Consider the following 16,524-nt stretch of genomic DNA (forward strand, 5'->3'; position numbering starts at 1 on the left):
GTGTCCACCGGCGTGCCCCTAGATGGACCTCGAGATGAACGACCTTTCCTCCGCCCCCCAGCCTGAAGGCAAGCCCGAGCGCAAGCGCAAGCCGGACTGGATCCGCGTAAAGGCGCCCGTCAGCAAGGGATATCACGAAACGCGCAAGCTGATGCGCGACCTGAAGCTCAACACGGTGTGCGAGGAAGCCGCCTGCCCGAATATCGGCGAGTGCTGGGACAAGAAGCACGCTACCGTCATGATCCTTGGCGATGTATGCACGCGCGCCTGCGCCTTCTGCAACGTCAAGACCGGCATGCCGCGCATCGTCGACCCGATGGAACCCGAGAATGTCGCTGTGGCGGCGGGCGAGATGGGCCTGAAGCACATCGTCGTCACCAGTGTGGACCGGGACGACCTGCCCGATGGTGGGGCGGGACAATTCGTGAAAGTGATCAAGGCGCTCCGGCGCGAGACGCCCGATACTACGATCGAGATCCTGACCCCCGATTTCCGCGGCAAGATGCGACCTGCCGTCGAAGCGATTTGTGAAGCAGGGCCGGACGTTTACAACCACAATCTCGAAACCGTCCCAAGGCTGTACCCGACCATAAGGCCTGGTGCGAGATACTACGCTTCCCTGCGCCTGCTGGAAGAGGTGAAGAGCCACGACCCGATGATCTTCACCAAGTCCGGCATCATGCTGGGCCTTGGCGAGCAGCGGCTCGAAGTGCATCAGGTAATGGACGACATGCGCAGCGCCGATGTCGATTTCATGACGATGGGGCAATATCTCCAGCCGACGCCGAAACATGCGAATGTCGAGGAGTTCGTCACGCCCAAGGCGTTCGATGCCTATGGCGCGATCGCTCGCGCAAAGGGTTTCCTGCAAGTGGCCAGCACGCCGCTGACCCGCTCCAGCTATCACGCCGGAGACGATTTTGCCCAGATGAAGGCAGCGCGAGAGGCAAAGCTCGCCAAGCAGAACGCCTGATGCCGAAAATCCGCGAGACACGCCGCTTGCCCTACAGCGCGGAGCAGATGTTCGACCTCGTTGCCGATGTCGATAAATATCCCGAATTCCTGCCCTGGGTCGTCGCCACGCGCGTACGCCGGGACAGCGACACCGAAATGACGGCGGACATGCTGGTCGGGTTCAAGGCTTTGCGCGAAAAGTTCACGTCCAAGGTCGTCAAGGATCGCCCGAACACGATAAACGTCCACTATGTCGACGGGCCGCTGCGCGATCTCGACAACAACTGGACCTTCCGCGATTGCGGCGAGGATTGCTGCGAGATCGATTTCTGCGTCGACTTCGCGTTCAAGAACGTCATGTTCGAAACTCTGGCGGGCCAGTATATAGACCGCGCTTTCCGCAAGATGGTCGGCGCCTTCGAAGCGCGCGCGGCCGAGCTTTACGGCAGCAGCAATTCCAGCGCGCAAAGCGTCGCCTGACGGCGCACTCCGGCGCGGTCGGCCTCCTCGAAGAGCCGCTCATCCGCGATCGGTTCGTCTTTGCCGCGCTCCGCCTTCGCGAATACCACGGTGCCAACGGGTTTCAGATCCGTTCCGCCGCCCGGCCCGGCAATCCCGCTGATCGCCACGGCGACATCCGCCCCGCTTCGCTCCAGCGCACCTTGCGCCATCGCAAAGGCACAGGCGACCGAAACCGCGCCGAATGCCTCGATGATATCGAGCGGCACGCCCAGCGATTCCTGCTTCGCCTCATTCGAATAGGTCACAAAGCCGCGATCCAGCACCGCGCTGCTTCCGGCGATCTCCGTCAGAGCCGATGCGACGAGGCCACCCGTGCAGCTTTCGGCGAGCACGATCTTGCGCCCGGCCTCCCGGTTTTCGTCCACCACCCGCTGTGCGAGTTCGGCGATATCGTCAGGCAGGAGCGAGTTCATCGCGCCACCAGTGTTGTCACGGCCTGCGCCGCAATGCCTTCGCCGCGCCCTGTAAAGCCAAGTTTCTCTGTGGTCGTCGCTTTCACGCTGACAGCCGATACCGGTATGCCGAGCAATTCCGCAAGGCGCACTGCCATCGCGCCCCGATGCGGTCCGATCTTCGGCGCTTCGCAGATCAGCGTCAGATCGACATTGCCTATCGCATATCCCGCTTCACCCGCCAGCTTCACCGCATGTTGGACGAAGGCGGAGGACGCTGCGCCTTTCCATTGCGGATCGCTGGGCGGGAAATGGTCGCCGATGTCGCCGCGGGCACAAGCGCCGAGAATGGCATCGACAACGGCGTGAAGCCCGACATCGGCATCAGAATGCCCTGCAAGCCCTTGATGATGATCGATTTTCACACCGCACAGCCACAGATCTTCGCCATCGGCGAGCCGGTGCACATCGAAGCCGGTCCCCACGCGCATGAAGGGGAAGGGCAACTTGTTCTCGTCCACGAAATCCTCCGCGAAAGTAAGTTTCTTGAGGCGCTCATCGCCCTCGACCAAAGCGATTTGGTGACCAGCCGCGCGTAGCACCTGCGCATCGTCTCCGGCGCTAGTTTCGCCCTTCCATGCCCGATGCGCGGCGAGAATGTCCGCGAAACGAAAGGCTTGCGGCGTCTGCGCGCGGCGCAGCTCATCGCGCTTCGCATCCCCAGCCATGATTCCGTTTTCTGCGCGGATCATGCTGTCGACTACCGGCAGAACCGGGATCGCGCCCTTGTGCTTGAAAAGAGCGGCAAGGGACCGTTCGAGGACGGCACGGGGCAGGTCGGGGCGCGCGGCATCGTGAATCACGACACGCTCCGGCGCTCCCGCGGCCACCACTTCCAGCGCCCGGCGGACACTGTCCTGTCGCGTCTCTCCGCCGGTCACCAGTTCAATATTGGCAAGCCCTTCCAGCGCCTCGTGAGCGATCTCGTCCGCGTTTTCGGGGATGGCGACCACCACGCGCGTCGCTTCGGACAAGGCTTCCGCCGAATGCCGCACCACCGGCTTGCCGCGCCAGATCGCAAATTGCTTGGGGAGCGCTTGTCCGGCGCGAAGCCCCTTGCCGGCAGCGACAATCACGGCGGCGAAAGGGGGAAGGGCGGTCGGCTCGTCCATCGGCGGCGCGCTACCCGCTTGAGTGCCGCCAAGCAATCTACTATGCGCTGCCCATATTTTAGGCACACCATCCATGAGCAACGCGATTGTCCCCACGCCCCCGGCGATCACGCCGATCGAGATCGGTCCCCAGCGGATCGATTGCCCGGTCGTGCTCGCGCCGATGACGGGGGTGACGGACATGCCGTTCCGCACGCTGGTGCGCCGCTACGGCTCGGGGCTCAATGTCACCGAGATGATCGCCAGCGAGGCCGCCATCCGCGAAACGCGCCAGTCGATCCAGAAAGCGCGCTGGCACGAGAGCGAGGATCCGGTCTCGATGCAGCTGGTCGGTTGCGATCCGGACAGCATGGCCGACGCGGCGCGGCTTTCCGAAGACCAGGGCGCGGCGATCATCGACATCAATTTCGGCTGTCCGGTGCGCAAGGTCGTCGGCCAGATGGCGGGCAGCGCGCTGATGCGAGAGGTTCCGCTGGCGACGAAGCTGATGGAAGCAACCGTGAAGGCGGTCAGCGTTCCGGTCACCGTGAAGATGCGCATGGGGTGGGATCACGGCAGTCTCAACGCACCCGAACTGGCGCATATCGCCGAAGATCTGGGCGTAAAGCTAGTCACCGTTCACGGGCGCACGCGTAATCAGATGTACAAGGGCAGCGCCGACTGGTCCTTCATCCGCAGTGTGAAAGACGCGGTGGATATTCCCGTCATCGTCAATGGCGACATCTGTTCGATCGCCGATGCCGCCACGGCACTTGAACAATCGGGCGCGGGCGGGCTGATGATTGGGCGGGGTGCCTACGGCAAGCCGTGGCTGCTAGGCCAGGTCATGCACTGGTGGCGCACCGGCGAGGTGCTGGAAACGCCGAGCTTCGACGAGCAGTACGAGACCGTTGTCGAGCATTACAACGGCATGCTCGAGCATTACGGCGAGGATGTTGGTGTTAAGATCGCGCGCAAGCATCTTGGCTGGTACACGAAGGGGATGCACGGCAGTGCCGATTTCCGCAATCACGTCAACACGATAGACGCTGCATCTCAGGTTCTGGGCGAACTGGAGCGCTTCTACGAACCGTTCCTGCGGCGACGCGCGGCGTGAGCGACACCGCGCCCGGTTCACACTCCAAGGCACCCGGCGCGCGAGACCAGATCGGTGGGCTAAGCTTCGCCCTGCTGCTGCTCGCGCCAGACCTCTCCGTGGTGGAAGCGAACCCGGCGGCCGAAGATCTGCTAGGCATCAGCGCCGCGCGCCTGGCGGATCGCAGACTGCTGGACATTGTATCGATCGACGATGCGCGCACGCTGGAGGGATTTGGCGATCCCGAGGCGCAACTTGTCGCGCGCGCGCTCGATCTCGGCGTGGGTGAGCGCGTGCTTCGCGTCAACCTCACCATTTCGCCGCTCGGCACGCATCCAGGTTGGCGTATCGTGACGCTGTCCGATGCGGCCCAGGGCGAACGGTTCGAGGAACAGGCGCGTCGCCCGGCCTTGCGCGGCCCCGCGGTGCTTGCGCATGAGATCAAGAATCCGCTCTCCGCCATCCGCGGGGCGGCGCAGCTTCTGGCGAAGAAATCGGACGAAAGCGAGCTGAACCTTACCAGCCTGATCGCTGACGAGGTGGACCGCATTGCAGCGCTGGTCGACCGGATGCAGCGATTGGGCCGAGAGCAGTCGGAGCCGGTCGCTCCGGTCAATCTTCATCACACAGTGCGGCGCGCGCTGGATACCGTCAGGCTCACCAGCCCCGAAACGCTGACGTGGCGCGAGGAGTTCGATCCGTCGCTTCCGCCGGTGCTCGCTAATGAAGGCGCGCTTGCGCAAGTGCTGGTCAATCTGCTGTCCAATGCGCGCGATGCCGCTTCGGAAATTGATGTGCCAGAAGTGATGGTGCGCACCCGCTTTGTCAGCGGCCTGGTGATGAACGTCATTCGCCTCGGCCGCCCTGTCAGATTGCCGATCGAGGTGCAGGTGAGCGACAATGGCGCGGGTCTCGATCCAGCGCTTGCGGACCATATTTTCGAGCCATTCGTGTCGAGCAAGGCGAACGGGCAGGGCCTCGGCCTGGCGCTGGTGCAGAAGCTGGTACGCGATATGGACGGCCGGGTCAGCCATGAACGGGACGAGCGCGCGGGCTGGACGCATTTTCGCGTGCATCTGCCGATGGCGACAAGGGAGGAGGCCGCGTGAAGGCTCTATTGGTCGAAGACGACAATGCCATCGCGACCGTGCTCGGCGCGGGGCTCGAGAGTGAGGGCTTTGCAGTCTCGGTTGAGAATAGCGTCACAGGGCGGGATACGGCGCTCGCCGAAGATATATTCGATGTGATGCTGACCGACGTGGTGCTGACCGACGGTGACGGGATCGCAACTCTGGCCAGGGTACGCGAGACCTATCCGGACTTGCCCGTCATCATCCTGTCAGCGCAGAACACGCTTGATACGGCAGTGCGAGCGACGCAGGGTGGGGCGTTCGAGTATTTTCCGAAACCCTTCGATCTCGACGAGGTCGTACGCGCGGCGAAGCAGGCAGCGCGCCAAGCGGGCGACAGCGGGGCTGCCGAAACGGAGATGCCGGAGGGACTGCCGCTGATCGGCCGCAGCCAGCCGATGCAGGAAGTCTATCGCCTGATCACCCGCGTATTGCACAATGATCTCACCGTGCTGATCCTCGGCGAGAGCGGGACAGGCAAGGAATTGGTGGCAGAGGCCATTCACGAGCTCGGCAGTCGGCGGACGGGGCCCTTCGTGCCGGTCAACACTGCCGCCATCCCGCGAGAGCTGATCGAGAGCGAGCTGTTCGGGCATGAAAGGGGCGCGTTCACCGGGGCGACCACGCGCAATATCGGCAAGTTCGAGCAAGCGAGCGGAGGCACGCTGTTCCTCGACGAGATCGGCGACATGCCCGCCGAAGCGCAGACTCGCCTGTTGCGCGCGCTTCAATCGGGGCGGATCAGGCGCGTGGGCGGCAGCGAGGAGATCGCGGTCGATGTAAGGATCGTCGCGGCGACCAATCGCGATCTCGGCCCACTGATTGCTTCGGGCGCATTTCGCGAGGATCTCTATTACCGCATCAATGTCGTGCCGATAAAGCTGCCCCCGTTGCGGGAGAGGGCGGGCGATGTTGAGCCGCTTGCGCGACATTTTCTCGGCCTCGCGGCGCAGGATGGCTTGCCGCGCCGTTCGCTTACGCAGGAGGCGGGCGCGCTGCTGGAACAGCAACCCTGGCGCGGCAATGTGCGCGAACTGCAGAACCTCGTCTTTCGCGCCGCGCTGCTGGCCCGCGAGGACGCGATCGATGCGGAGACGGTCCGCGGCCTGCTGGACCAGCGTCCGGCGGGCGAGCGCGGCGATATAGACGAGGTCGTATCGGCGTGGCTGGCGCAGAAGGATTTTGCCGAGGGCGAACTCTATCACGGCGCGCTGGCGGAGCTGGAGCGCCCTATCTTTCGCCACGCCCTTGCGCGCACCGGCGGCAACCAATTGCGCGCTGCTGCTCTCCTTGGCATCAACCGCAACACGCTGCGCAAAAGGCTCTCCGATCTCGACATCGATCCGGACGGGTTTTCCAACGTCTGACCCCATGACGCCAGAATCCCCTTGCAAAAATGCAACAGGACCGTTGTAACTCTGCACCGTGGCGACGACGCCGGTTCCTGGAGCGGAAATAACCGCAGCAAAGCGTTCGCGTTTCTGGCGCCGTGCGCAGCTGGCTGCGCGTCGTATGAACCTGTTCCTGTGGCTGGAAATCCTGTGCGCGATTACGCTGATCGTGATGGTGGCGACGGCCTATCTCGCCATCGCCCAGCGGGCCAACAGCAACGATCTGATGCCGTCCGAACAGGCCGCAGTGCTGCTGCTCGGCACGCTGATCCCAGCGCTCGGCATCGTCGTCCTGTGGGGACGCAGGGTTGCGATCCGCAGGGCAGGGGGCACCTCGGCGCGGCTGCACGTAAATCTGGTCTTTTTCTTCTCCCTGATCGCCGCCATTCCGACACTGTTCGTGGCGGTGTTTGCCTCGATCCTGTTTCAGTCGGGCGTGGAGTTCTGGTTTTCCGACAATTCACGGGGGATCATGGAGAATGCAAACGAACTTGCGGAGGGGTATTACGACGAAAATCTTCGCTATGTCGGTTACCACTCGGTCACCATGGCTGGCGATCTGCGCTTCTTTCTGCAGGACATGCCGATCACGAGCCCGGTATTCAACGAACAGTATGCCCTACAGGTATATCGAAGAGAGTTAAGCGATAGCGCCGTCCTCATCAGGGCACCCGATGGCGCATTTCGTATTCCGGCGATTGTCGATCCGCAGAACGATTACGACCGTGACAGGGTCACGCCCGAAGATGTCGAGCGACTTTACGCTGGCGAAGCATTCGTTGTTCGATCGACACCGCAACGCATCGAAGCCGTCACACTGCTTGATCGCGATGCCGAGGCGTTCCTTTACATCGCGCGCAATGCTCAGGTGGGGCAGGCGCAACTGTACCAACAGGCTCAGAATGTCGTCAGCTCCTATGCGGACCTGACCCAGCGCGCTCGTGTCCTCCAGTTGCAATTCAACGTCGCGCTGTTCCTCGTCAGCCTCTTCCTCGTGGGCCTTGCCGTTTACGCCGCTCTACGCTTTGCCGACAGGCAGGTGAAACCGTTGACCGAGCTTGCGGACGCGGCGGGCGAAATCGGCAGCGGCAATTATGCAATGCGTGTATCCGGCCGGATCGGGAAGCAGGACGAGATCGGCCTTCTTGGTCGGGCCTTCAATCGCATGACGTCGCAGATCGAGCGGCAGACCGATGCGCTGCTCGGCGCCAATCACCAGCTGGCAGAACGCCGCGCGTTCATGGAAGCGGTGCTCGAATCGATTACGGCGGGGATCGTGTCGCTCGATGGAGTGGGCCGGGTCCTGCTCATGAACGGCGCCGCGCAGCGGCTGCTGCTCGACGGCGCGGAGGGCGCAGTGGTGGGGCAGGAGCTGGAAGCGGTATCGCCTGAAATCGCGCAGCTCGTTCGCGACGGCGCGCAGAGCGAGATCGTGCAATTCAGCCGAAATGGCGAACTGGTGACACTCGCCGTGCAGCTGTCCCCAGCGACGGAAGGCATGGTGATCACGTTCGAGGACATCACCCGCCGTTTGCTCGACCAGCGCCAGGCCGCATGGTCCGACGTGGCGCGGCGCATCGCGCACGAGATCAAGAATCCGCTCACGCCCATTCAGTTGGCGACCGAGCGTCTCAAACGCCGCTATGGTCGCCAGATCGAGCAGGACACAGAGCTGTTCGACGAGCTGACCGGCACGATCATCCGGCAGGTGGGCGATCTTCGCAAGATGGTCGACGAATTCAGCAATTTCGCGCGGCTGCCCAAGCCCATCTTCCGACCGGAAGACCCCGTCGATCTGGTTCGCCAGGCGCTCTTCCTGCAAGAGGTCGCCAATCCGGACATCGCCTACGGTTTTTCGGCGGATGACGATATTGGCACGATCGAGTGCGACCGCCACCAGTTCGGCCAGGCGATGACCAATGTGCTGAAGAACGCCGCCGAAGCGATCGAGACGCGCGAGCGCGATGCGCCCGCCGACTGGCGCGGCCGCATTGCGGTGACCGTCTCGGCGGACGCGGACCATCTGCAGGTCGAAATCACCGACAATGGCAGCGGCCTGCCGAAGGGCGGGGTCAATGTGATCGAACCCTATGTGACGACGCGAGAGAAGGGCACGGGGCTCGGCCTCGCCATCGTTCAGAAGATCGTCGAGGAGCATGGCGGCGAGCTGGCTTTCACCGGCATGAAGGAGGGCGGGACACGCGCGACACTGCGCTTCGCTCGCCATCCGGCACATCAAGACGGCAGCGGGGACGGGCAGGAATGACGAGAAAAGGGATATAACGAATGGCACTCGACATCCTCGTGGTGGACGACGAACGCGACATTCGCGACCTCGTGGCCGGAGTATTGAGCGACGAAGGCTATGAATGCCGCACGGCCGGCGACAGCGAGCGCGCGATCGCCATGGTCGATGAACGCCGACCAAGCCTCGTGCTGCTCGATGTGTGGCTGCACGGTTCTCCGCGCGACGGGCTGGAAGTGCTCGATGCGATCAAGGCGCGCGAGCCCGGCCTGCCCGTCATCATCTTCTCCGGCCACGGTAATATCGACACGGCCGTCTCCGCCGTCAGCCGCGGAGCGATGGACTTCATCGAAAAGCCCTTTGAAGCGGAAAAATTGCTTCATCTGGTCGAGCGGGCGACCGAGACCGAACGTCTTCGCCGCGAGAACGAGCGACTGCGCGAGGGCATGTCCTCACCGGACGAATTCACTGGGAACTCCTCCGCCATCAATACGGTGCGCGCCACGCTGAAGCGGGTGTCCAATACCGGCAGCCGAGTGCTGATCAGCGGGCCCGCCGGTGCCGGCAAGGAAGTCGCCGCACGATTGCTGCACGCCTGGAGCCCGCGTGCCGACAAGGCCTTCGTCACCGTCAATTCCGCGCGCATCACGCCCGAACGGTTCGAGCACGAGCTGTTCGGCGAGGAAGCGGATGGCAAGCTGCTACGCCCCGGCCTGCTGGAGCTTGCCGATGGCGGCACGCTTTATCTCGATGAAGTGGCGGATATGCCCGAAAGCACACAGGCGCGCATCCTTCGGGTGCTGACCGATCAGAGCTTCGTGCGCGTGGGCGGCAACCGTCAGGTCGGGGTGGACGTCCGCGTCGTGTCGTCCACGGCGAAGGATTTGCAGGACGAGATTGCCGAGAGCCGCTTTCGCGAAGACCTGTATTATCGCCTCAACGTGGTGCCGATAGACATTCCACCGCTTTCGGATCGCCGGGACGACATTCCCGCTCTCGCCGAGCATTTCTTTACGCGATACGCGCGGGAACAAGGCCTCGTCCCGCCGGGCATCACGCCCGAAGCTATGGCCGCTTTGCAAGCCTATGACTGGCCGGGAAATGTGCGACAATTCCGCAACGTGATGGAGCGCACCGTCATTCTCGCCCCGCGCGAGGAGTTCGAGACGATCTCTCCCGACATGCTGCCGGAAGAAATAACGGGCGGCTCGTCCGACCCCGGCTCGGGCATGTCGACCCTGATGGGCGTCCCGCTTCGCGAAGCGCGCGAGAGTTTCGAGCGGGAATATCTGCGTATTCAGATCCGCCGGTTTTCGGGCAATATCTCGAAGACCGCAGGCTTCATCGGGATGGAGCGCTCCGCACTGCACCGCAAGCTCAAGCTGCTCGGGATGAACGACCGCAACGGCGCTGCGGACAAGGACTAAAGTCCAAGGTAGCGAGGGAAACCTTTCGCCACCTCGAAACTTTCATCAGGGACACTATATTCGCATTTGCACAATGCGGCCGGTGACACGCGACCCGATCCGGCCAGATTGCCGCAGCGCGACCTGCGGCCAAGAACAGGACGGATACAGGACATGAGCAAAGGCACGCTTTCAGCGCGACCCCGCCCCCAGCCAGGCCCAGCGGATGCGCCCGCGAAGGGGCGTGGCAATGCTCCCAAGAGCGGCAATTTGCAGGACTTGTTCCTCAATAACCTGCGGCGTGAAAAAATGCCTGTCACCATGTTCCTGGTGAAAGGCGTGAAGTTGCAGGGTATTGTGACCTGGTTCGACAATTTCTCGATCCTGTTGCGTCGCGATGGCCAATCGCAGCTCGTCTACAAACACGCCATTTCCACGATCATGCCAAGTCAGCCTGTCGACGCGGATGAGTTCGACACAGGCTTCGATGGAAATCGCAAGCAACGGCTTTTGCAGGATATTTTCCTTACGCGCGTACGCGAGGCCGCGGTCCAGGTGACGATGTTCCTGGTCAATGGCGTAATGTTGCAGGGCCGCATCGCCGCATACGATCTGTTCTGCATGCTGCTGGAACGCGATGGCTATGTCCAGTTGGCGTACAAACACGCCGTTTCGACCATCCAGCCAGCCACACATGTCGACCTAAGCGACGGTATCGATGACGATGACGCATCGCTGAAAGCCGACGCCGACGAAGGTGATGACGACTGATTGTCGATGACGACATCGAAGGCGAAGTAACGCGCGGCGCGCGGGCACTCGTCGTGTGTCCAGAAATCCGGGGCGTGCGCAGCGGGGAAGACCCCGAAGCGCGGCTTGAGGAGGCGAGGGGGCTTGCGCTGGCAATCGGCATCGTCGTGGCGCACTCCTACACTCTCAACGTGCGCGACATGAAGCCGAACACGCTATTCGGTGAAGGGCAGGTTCGCAACATCGCGACCGACTGCGAATTGCACGAAGCCGAACTCGTCATCGTCGACGGTGCCCTTACGCCGATCCAGCAGCGCAATCTTGAAGAGAAGATCGGCCGCAAGGTCATCGACCGCACCGGGCTGATCCTCGAGATTTTCGGCGAACGTGCAGCGACGGCGGAGGGTCGATTGCAGGTCGAACTCGCCCATCTGGATTATCAGCAAAGTCGGCTCGTCCGAAGCTGGACTCACCTCGAGCGGCAGCGTGGCGGTTTCGGCTTCCTGGGTGGACCCGGCGAAACGCAGATCGAGGCCGACCGCCGCATGATCCGCGACCGGATGGCGAAGCTTCGCCGCGAACTGGAGCAGGTTCGTAAGACGCGGGAATTGCATCGCAAGAGGCGGGGCAGGGCACCTTGGCCGGTCGTTGCGCTGGTTGGATACACCAATGCCGGAAAATCGACGCTTTTCAATCGGATGACCGGCGCAGACGTGATGGCGGAGGACCTGCTGTTCGCGACGCTCGATCCCACCATGCGCGCCCTTTCGCTGCCCGGCGTGGAGAAGGCAATCCTGTCAGACACGGTGGGTTTTATTTCGGACCTGCCGACCCAGCTCGTCGCGGCATTTCGCGCCACGCTGGAAGAAGTGACCGCAGCCGATATTGTGCTGCACGTCCGCGACATCGCCAATCCCGACAGCGCGCAACAGAAACGCGAGGTACTGAACGTGCTCGCCGAGCTCGGCGTGGTGGACGAACTGGGGGAGGGCGTGGATGCTCCTGTGCTGGAGGTCTGGAACAAGTGGGATCTCCTGAGCGAGGAACGCCGCGATGACCTGGCGGCGGTTGCGCAGAGCGACGATACCATCATCGCGATCTCCGCAACCACCGGTAGCGGGGTCGATGCGCTGCAGGAAAAGCTCGGCGCTGTTCTGACCGCTGGAGCCAAGACCTATTCATTGCTGCTTCCTGCCAGCGATGGGGCCCGGATCGCGTGGTTGCACGCGCATGGAGAGGTGCTGGCCGAACAGCAGGTGGATGCCGAAGGGAGTGCGCCGCAAAGGCGGGTCGAGGTCAGGCTAACCGAGAAGGAATTCGGGCGTTTCGAGGCACTTGACGCTTAGACTTCGGACGCTTTGACACCTTGCCATAGCGCCTCTTGCGCTTCCAGATCCAGCTCCGCGAATCCGCCTCCGGCCAGATCTTCCATGGCGCGGTAGCGACGTTCGAACTTCGCATTGGCTGCACGTAATGCGTCCTCCGGCGCGATGCCGTAAGCTCGAACGAGATTGACGGCTGCGAATAGCAGATCGCCGGCTTCTTCGAACTGCTTGGCGTCGGGCGCATCGCGGAGCTCCGCCATTTCTTCCGCCAGCTTTTCTGCCGGACCGTCTCGATCGGGCCAGTCGAAACCGTCGCGAGCGGCGCGCTTCTGCAGCTTTTGTGCGCGCATCAGTGCCGGCAGAGCGCTGGCCACGCCGTCCATGGCGCTGTCAGCTCCACCTGACACCCGCTCGGCGGCCTTGATATCTTCCCACCGTTTGCCGTCCATCTCACCGCCTTCATCGCCGAAGATGTGCGGATGACGCGTCTCCATCTTGTCCGCGATGGCCGTGGCGACGTCTGCGAAAGAGAAATGGCCGGCTTCCTCGGCCATGCGGGCGTGGAACACGACCTGGAGAAGCAGATCGCCAAGCTCTCCGCGCAGATCGTCCATATCGCCGCGCTCGATGGCGTCGGCGACCTCGTAAGCTTCCTCGATAGTATATGGCGCGATTGTTTCGAATGTCTGCGCGACATCCCATTCGCAGCCGCGCTCTGGATCGCGCAGGCGCGCCATGATGCCCAAGAGACGATCGAGTTGATTGATCATGCGGTAGGGCAGCCGGTTCGATCCGTCGCTAAGTCACGAACGCAAGGATGATAATATATATTATGTAAAATATAACATGTTACGTTTGGAGCGATCATTCACATTACCAGGCTGAATACGAATGCCACTGCGGCGAAGATCGCGCCCCACATCAATGCCATGCGGATCGTCTGGCTGGTATCGATCTGGTAGGAGCGATACGCGCCGAAGCATAGGACCAGCCATCCCAGCAGCGCCACGATCGACACCAGCTGCCCTTCGCCCATGCCACTCATGCGACCAGCTCCATACCGTCATAACCAACCAGCACATTGCTGGGCACCTCATCGCACAGCGTGGCGTAATCCATGCTCTTGTCCAGATGCGACAGGACGGTTTTCCCAGCCTTGCTGCGTCTCCCTAACTCCAGCGCGGTTGCCAGATTGGCGTGCGTGGGATGCGGCTCCCGGCGCAGGCAATCCGTAACCAGAATATCGATACCATCGAAGAAATCGACCATGTCATCGGTCAATTCGCTGAAGTCCGTCGCGTAACCGATTGATTTTCCGTCCGCTTCGAACCGATAGGCCGTCGTGGTGATCGGTCCGTGGGGCATCTCCAGCGTTTCCACGCCGAAGCCCGCACACATGCGGACATTCTCCAGCGTCGAAAGGTCGACGATGGACGGATAACCATGCTGACCCTTGAAGACGTAGTCGAAACGGAGCCTCAATCTGCGCGCGGTCGCTTCGGAAGCAAAGCCGGGAACGCCGCTGGTCCGACCGAACCTTATCGGGCGAAGATCGTCTATCCCATGGCAGTGATCGGCGTGATCGTGCGTCCAGAACACGGCATCTACCTTGGCGATGCCGTTGGCGAGCAGCTGGTTGCGCAAATCGGGAGAGGTGTCGACAAGCAACCTGTTGCCGGCGGCGCTTTCCACGACAATCGAGACCCTTGTGCGACGGTTCTTCGGCTCCTTGGGATCGCATTCGCCCCAGTCCTCTCCGATACGAGGTACACCGGTCGATGTCCCGGAGCCGAGGACGATAAGCTTCACGTCGCCGCCTTATCGCGCGCTTTTGTGAACAGCCGGAAGAAATTCGCGCTCGTGGTCTCGCCGAGTTCCTCGACGGTGACACCGCGCAGGTCTGCTACAAAAGCAGCGGTATCGCGCACGAACGCTGGCTCGCACTTCTTGCCGCGATGCGGGACGGGCGCGAGGAACGGGCTGTCGGTCTCCACCAAGAGTCGATCGGCGGGAATTTCCTTCGTAAATTCCTGCAGTTCTGCGGCGTTCTTGAATGTCACTATACCCGATAGCGAAATCGTCAGGCCGAGCTCCAGTACACGGCGACCAAATTCAGGCGAGGCGGTGAAGCAATGGATCAGCGCCGGAAATGCGCCCTGCTCCATCTCATCGGCCAGCATATCTGCCGTAGCGTCGTCGGCATCGCGCGTGTGGATCACCAGCGGAAGGCCGGTTTCCCGTGCAACGCCGATATGCATTCGGAAAAGCGCGCGCTGCACATTGCGGTCGGACTTGTCGTAATAGAAATCGAGGCCGCTTTCACCCAAACCGATCACGCGAGGATGTTCGCTTGCCTTGAGCAGGACATCCCGACCGAGATCGGCATGCTGGTCGGCCTCGTGCGGGTGAATCCCCACGGTCGCCCAGACATCGTCTTCCTGTTCGGCCAAGCCGACTACGTCACGCCATTCGCTCTCACGAGTCGAGATATTGAGAAAGCCGCGAACGCCCGCATTTCTCGCGCTCGTCAACACCTCATCCTGGCGTTCGACCAGCCCCTCGTAATTGAGGTGGCAATGGCTGTCGATCAGCATCAAGCCCCCTCCCCTTCGAGCTCAGGCAACTCGAGGCGTGGAAAAAGCCCATGTGGTTTTTCGAGGCGGAAATCGCTGGCGGCGAGCACCGGATACCAATCCGCGGCGCAAGCGTCCGGCGTTTGCCGATCCTCGCCGACGCCCATTGTGCCAAGCAGCTTTCCCATCGCGTCGGGCATGACGGGCAGCACTGCCACGGCGAGGCGCGCAATCGCGATATAGAGCGTTGCGAGAACGGTGCGCATGCGATCCGGATCGGTTTTCTTGAGGGACCAGGGTGCGGCACTGTCGATATAGGCGTTGCAAGCAAAAACGGCGTTCATCCACGCTTCCAGCCCCTGCGCGAAAGCGAGTTGCGTAAAGGCGGAAGGAAGTTCTTTGCGAACAGCCCGATCGATCTCGGCAAGCAGGACCTCGTCCTCTTCAGCCAGATTTTCAAGTGGCGGCAATTCGCCCTCGCAATTCTTGAAGATCAGCGAAAGGGTGCGTTGCGCCAGATTGCCGAAACTGTTCGCCAGTTCCGAATTTGCCCGATTTACAATGGCTTCGTGTGAATAGCTGCCATCCTGCCCGAATGAAAACTCGCGCAGAAGAAAATAGCGCAGCGTGTCCACGCCATAACGCTCGGCAAGCTCTGCCGGATCGGTCACGTTTCCGAGCGACTTGCTTTCCTTCTGGCCCTTGTTGAGCAGAAAACCGTGCGCGAAGACCTGTTTGGGCACCGCGATCCCGGCGCTCATCAGGAAGGCGGGCCAGTACACTGTGTGAAAGCGCGTAATGTCCTTGCCGATCAGGTGCAAATCGGCGGGCCAGAACTTCGTCATGTCCGCCGTCTCGTCCGGATAGCCCAGCCCGGTGAGGTAATTGGTCAGCGCGTCGACCCAGACATACATGACGTGGTCCTCGGCGCCCGGCACCTTGACGCCCCAGTCGAAGCTCGTTCGGCTGATCGAGAGATCGCGCAGGCCGCCCTCGACGAACCGCATCACTTCGTTGCGGCGGCTTTCCGGCCGGATAAATTCCGGATTGTCGCGATAGAGCGCGAGAAGGTTGTCCTGATAGGCGGAGAGGCGGAAGAACCAGCTTTCCTCCACGGTCCATTCGACCGGTGTACCCTGCGGGGACAGCTTCTCGCCGCCCTCCCCCTCGCTAAGTTCGCTTTCGTCGTAATATGCCTCGTCCCGGATCGAGTACCAGCCTTCGTAGCGATCGAGATAGAGGTCGCCATTCGCTTCCATCGCTTTCCAAATCGCCTGGCTGGCGCGGTGATGTGCGTCCTCGCTTGTGCGGATGAATCGATCATGCGAAATATTGAGGACATCGAACAGGTCGCGGAAATGGCCGGACATTTCATCGGCAAGCTCGCGCGGCGTGACGCCGAGATCGCGAGCCTTCTGCGCCATTTTCAGGCCGTGCTCATCGGTGCCCGTCTGGAAACGCACTTCGCGCCCGGCCTGCCTGTGAAAGCGCGCCAGCACGTCTGCCGCGATCGTTTCGTAGGCGTGGCCGATATGCGGCCTGCCGTTCGGATAGTGAATCGCTGTCGTCAGATAGAAGGGGTGGGCCAT

Annotated in this window: 16 protein-coding genes; 9 read left to right on the plus strand and 7 right to left on the minus strand. The window is 62.1% G+C overall.

All coding sequences use genetic code 11. From position 1 onward, the window contains the following. The first annotated feature begins 34 nt into the window (after positions 1–34). The gene (gene lipA / locus D6201_RS02915; RefSeq protein WP_120049160.1) at positions 35–973 is read left to right on the plus strand and encodes a lipoyl synthase; all 939 of its coding nucleotides are present in this window, start codon (positions 35–37) and stop codon (positions 971–973) included. Then, on the plus strand, positions 973–1,434 hold the full coding sequence (locus D6201_RS02920) for a type II toxin-antitoxin system RatA family toxin (protein ID WP_120047353.1): 462 nt from the start codon (positions 973–975) through the stop codon (positions 1,432–1,434). The genes lipA and D6201_RS02920 overlap by 1 nt, the downstream gene beginning before the upstream one ends. On the opposite strand, the gene D6201_RS02925 is transcribed toward D6201_RS02920, so the two are convergent. Together D6201_RS02925 and D6201_RS02930 are read right to left on the minus strand one after the other, a co-directional pair. Continuing rightward, on the minus strand, positions 1,395–1,889 hold the full coding sequence (locus tag D6201_RS02925) for a CinA family protein (protein ID WP_120047355.1): 495 nt from the start codon (positions 1,887–1,889) through the stop codon (positions 1,395–1,397). The genes D6201_RS02920 and D6201_RS02925 overlap by 40 nt on opposite strands. After that, positions 1,886–3,040 (minus strand): bifunctional 2-C-methyl-D-erythritol 4-phosphate cytidylyltransferase/2-C-methyl-D-erythritol 2,4-cyclodiphosphate synthase, encoded by a 1,155-nt coding sequence (locus D6201_RS02930; protein ID WP_120047356.1) that lies wholly within the window; start codon positions 3,038–3,040, stop codon positions 1,886–1,888. The genes D6201_RS02925 and D6201_RS02930 overlap by 4 nt, the downstream gene beginning before the upstream one ends. Before the next feature lie 73 nt (positions 3,041–3,113). Between D6201_RS02930 and dusB the strand changes: the two genes are divergently transcribed. The 7 genes from dusB (at position 3,114) to hflX (ending at position 12,383) form a co-directional block, all read left to right on the plus strand. Then, positions 3,114–4,136 (plus strand): tRNA dihydrouridine synthase DusB, encoded by a 1,023-nt coding sequence (gene dusB / locus D6201_RS02935; RefSeq protein WP_120047358.1) that lies wholly within the window; start codon positions 3,114–3,116, stop codon positions 4,134–4,136. Then, positions 4,133–5,224 carry a two-component system sensor histidine kinase NtrB gene (locus D6201_RS02940; protein WP_120047360.1) on the plus strand — a complete coding sequence of 364 codons (1,092 nt, stop codon included), beginning with the start codon at positions 4,133–4,135 and terminating at the stop codon, positions 5,222–5,224. Before dusB ends, D6201_RS02940 begins: the two co-directional genes overlap by 4 nt. Next, positions 5,221–6,612 (plus strand): sigma 54-interacting transcriptional regulator, encoded by a 1,392-nt coding sequence (locus D6201_RS02945; RefSeq protein WP_120047361.1) that lies wholly within the window; start codon positions 5,221–5,223, stop codon positions 6,610–6,612. Before D6201_RS02940 ends, D6201_RS02945 begins: the two co-directional genes overlap by 4 nt. A gap of 58 nt (positions 6,613–6,670) precedes the next feature. Then, positions 6,671–8,902, plus strand: coding sequence for a sensor histidine kinase (locus D6201_RS02950; RefSeq protein WP_340137522.1), 2,232 nt, complete (start codon positions 6,671–6,673; stop codon positions 8,900–8,902). Between the two features lie 20 nt (positions 8,903–8,922). Continuing rightward, positions 8,923–10,308 carry a nitrogen assimilation response regulator NtrX gene (ntrX, locus tag D6201_RS02955; RefSeq protein ID WP_120047363.1) on the plus strand — a complete coding sequence of 462 codons (1,386 nt, stop codon included), beginning with the start codon at positions 8,923–8,925 and terminating at the stop codon, positions 10,306–10,308. A 153-nt stretch (positions 10,309–10,461) separates the two neighbouring features. Next, positions 10,462–11,058: an RNA chaperone Hfq gene (gene hfq / locus D6201_RS02960; protein ID WP_120049162.1), complete on the plus strand. Its 597-nt coding sequence runs from the start codon at positions 10,462–10,464 to the stop codon at positions 11,056–11,058. Positions 11,059–11,111: 53 nt separating this feature from the next. Next, positions 11,112–12,383 carry a GTPase HflX gene (gene hflX / locus D6201_RS02965; protein WP_242447400.1) on the plus strand — a complete coding sequence of 424 codons (1,272 nt, stop codon included), beginning with the start codon at positions 11,112–11,114 and terminating at the stop codon, positions 12,381–12,383. On the opposite strand, the gene mazG is transcribed toward hflX, so the two are convergent. From mazG to metG, 5 genes are all read right to left on the minus strand, one after another. Next, on the minus strand, positions 12,380–13,132 hold the full coding sequence (gene mazG / locus D6201_RS02970; protein WP_120047367.1) for a nucleoside triphosphate pyrophosphohydrolase: 753 nt from the start codon (positions 13,130–13,132) through the stop codon (positions 12,380–12,382). The two genes, hflX and mazG, sit on opposite strands and share 4 nt — an antisense overlap. Positions 13,133–13,230: 98 nt before the next feature. Further along, a complete protein-coding gene (locus tag D6201_RS12905) occupies positions 13,231–13,407 on the minus strand; it encodes a hypothetical protein (protein ID WP_165853480.1) in 177 nt (58 codons plus the stop codon). After that, entirely contained in the window at positions 13,404–14,171 is a 768-nt protein-coding gene (locus D6201_RS02975; protein ID WP_120047369.1) for an MBL fold metallo-hydrolase, read from the minus strand. The genes D6201_RS12905 and D6201_RS02975 overlap by 4 nt, the downstream gene beginning before the upstream one ends. Further along, positions 14,168–14,956 (minus strand): TatD family hydrolase, encoded by a 789-nt coding sequence (locus D6201_RS02980; RefSeq protein WP_120047370.1) that lies wholly within the window; start codon positions 14,954–14,956, stop codon positions 14,168–14,170. The genes D6201_RS02975 and D6201_RS02980 overlap by 4 nt, the downstream gene beginning before the upstream one ends. Beyond that, a complete protein-coding gene (gene metG / locus D6201_RS02985; protein WP_120047372.1) occupies positions 14,956–16,524 on the minus strand; it encodes a methionine--tRNA ligase in 1,569 nt (522 codons plus the stop codon). The genes D6201_RS02980 and metG overlap by 1 nt, the downstream gene beginning before the upstream one ends.

The organism is Aurantiacibacter aquimixticola, from assembly GCF_003605475.1.
Taxonomy (GTDB): Bacteria; Pseudomonadota; Alphaproteobacteria; order Sphingomonadales; family Sphingomonadaceae; genus Alteraurantiacibacter; species Alteraurantiacibacter aquimixticola_B.

What these genes read in the sequence shown, in the direction of transcription:
- D6201_RS02920 (WP_120047353.1), top strand. Translation starts at nt 973, where the DNA reads ATGCCGAAAATCCGCGAGACACGCCGCTTGCCCTACAGCGCGGAGCAG.
- D6201_RS02930 (WP_120047356.1), bottom strand. Translation starts at nt 3,040, where the DNA reads ATGGACGAGCCGACCGCCCTTCCCCCTTTCGCCGCCGTGATTGTCGCT.
- ntrX (WP_120047363.1), top strand. Translation starts at nt 8,923, where the DNA reads ATGGCACTCGACATCCTCGTGGTGGACGACGAACGCGACATTCGCGAC.
- lipA (WP_120049160.1), top strand. Translation starts at nt 35, where the DNA reads ATGAACGACCTTTCCTCCGCCCCCCAGCCTGAAGGCAAGCCCGAGCGC.
- D6201_RS12905 (WP_165853480.1), bottom strand. Translation starts at nt 13,407, where the DNA reads ATGAGTGGCATGGGCGAAGGGCAGCTGGTGTCGATCGTGGCGCTGCTG.
- dusB (WP_120047358.1), top strand. Translation starts at nt 3,114, where the DNA reads ATGAGCAACGCGATTGTCCCCACGCCCCCGGCGATCACGCCGATCGAG.
- metG (WP_120047372.1), bottom strand. Translation starts at nt 16,524, where the DNA reads ATGGCCCACCCCTTCTATCTGACGACAGCGATTCACTATCCGAACGGC.
- D6201_RS02980 (WP_120047370.1), bottom strand. Translation starts at nt 14,956, where the DNA reads ATGCTGATCGACAGCCATTGCCACCTCAATTACGAGGGGCTGGTCGAA.
- D6201_RS02925 (WP_120047355.1), bottom strand. Translation starts at nt 1,889, where the DNA reads ATGAACTCGCTCCTGCCTGACGATATCGCCGAACTCGCACAGCGGGTG.
- mazG (WP_120047367.1), bottom strand. Translation starts at nt 13,132, where the DNA reads ATGATCAATCAACTCGATCGTCTCTTGGGCATCATGGCGCGCCTGCGC.
- hfq (WP_120049162.1), top strand. Translation starts at nt 10,462, where the DNA reads ATGAGCAAAGGCACGCTTTCAGCGCGACCCCGCCCCCAGCCAGGCCCA.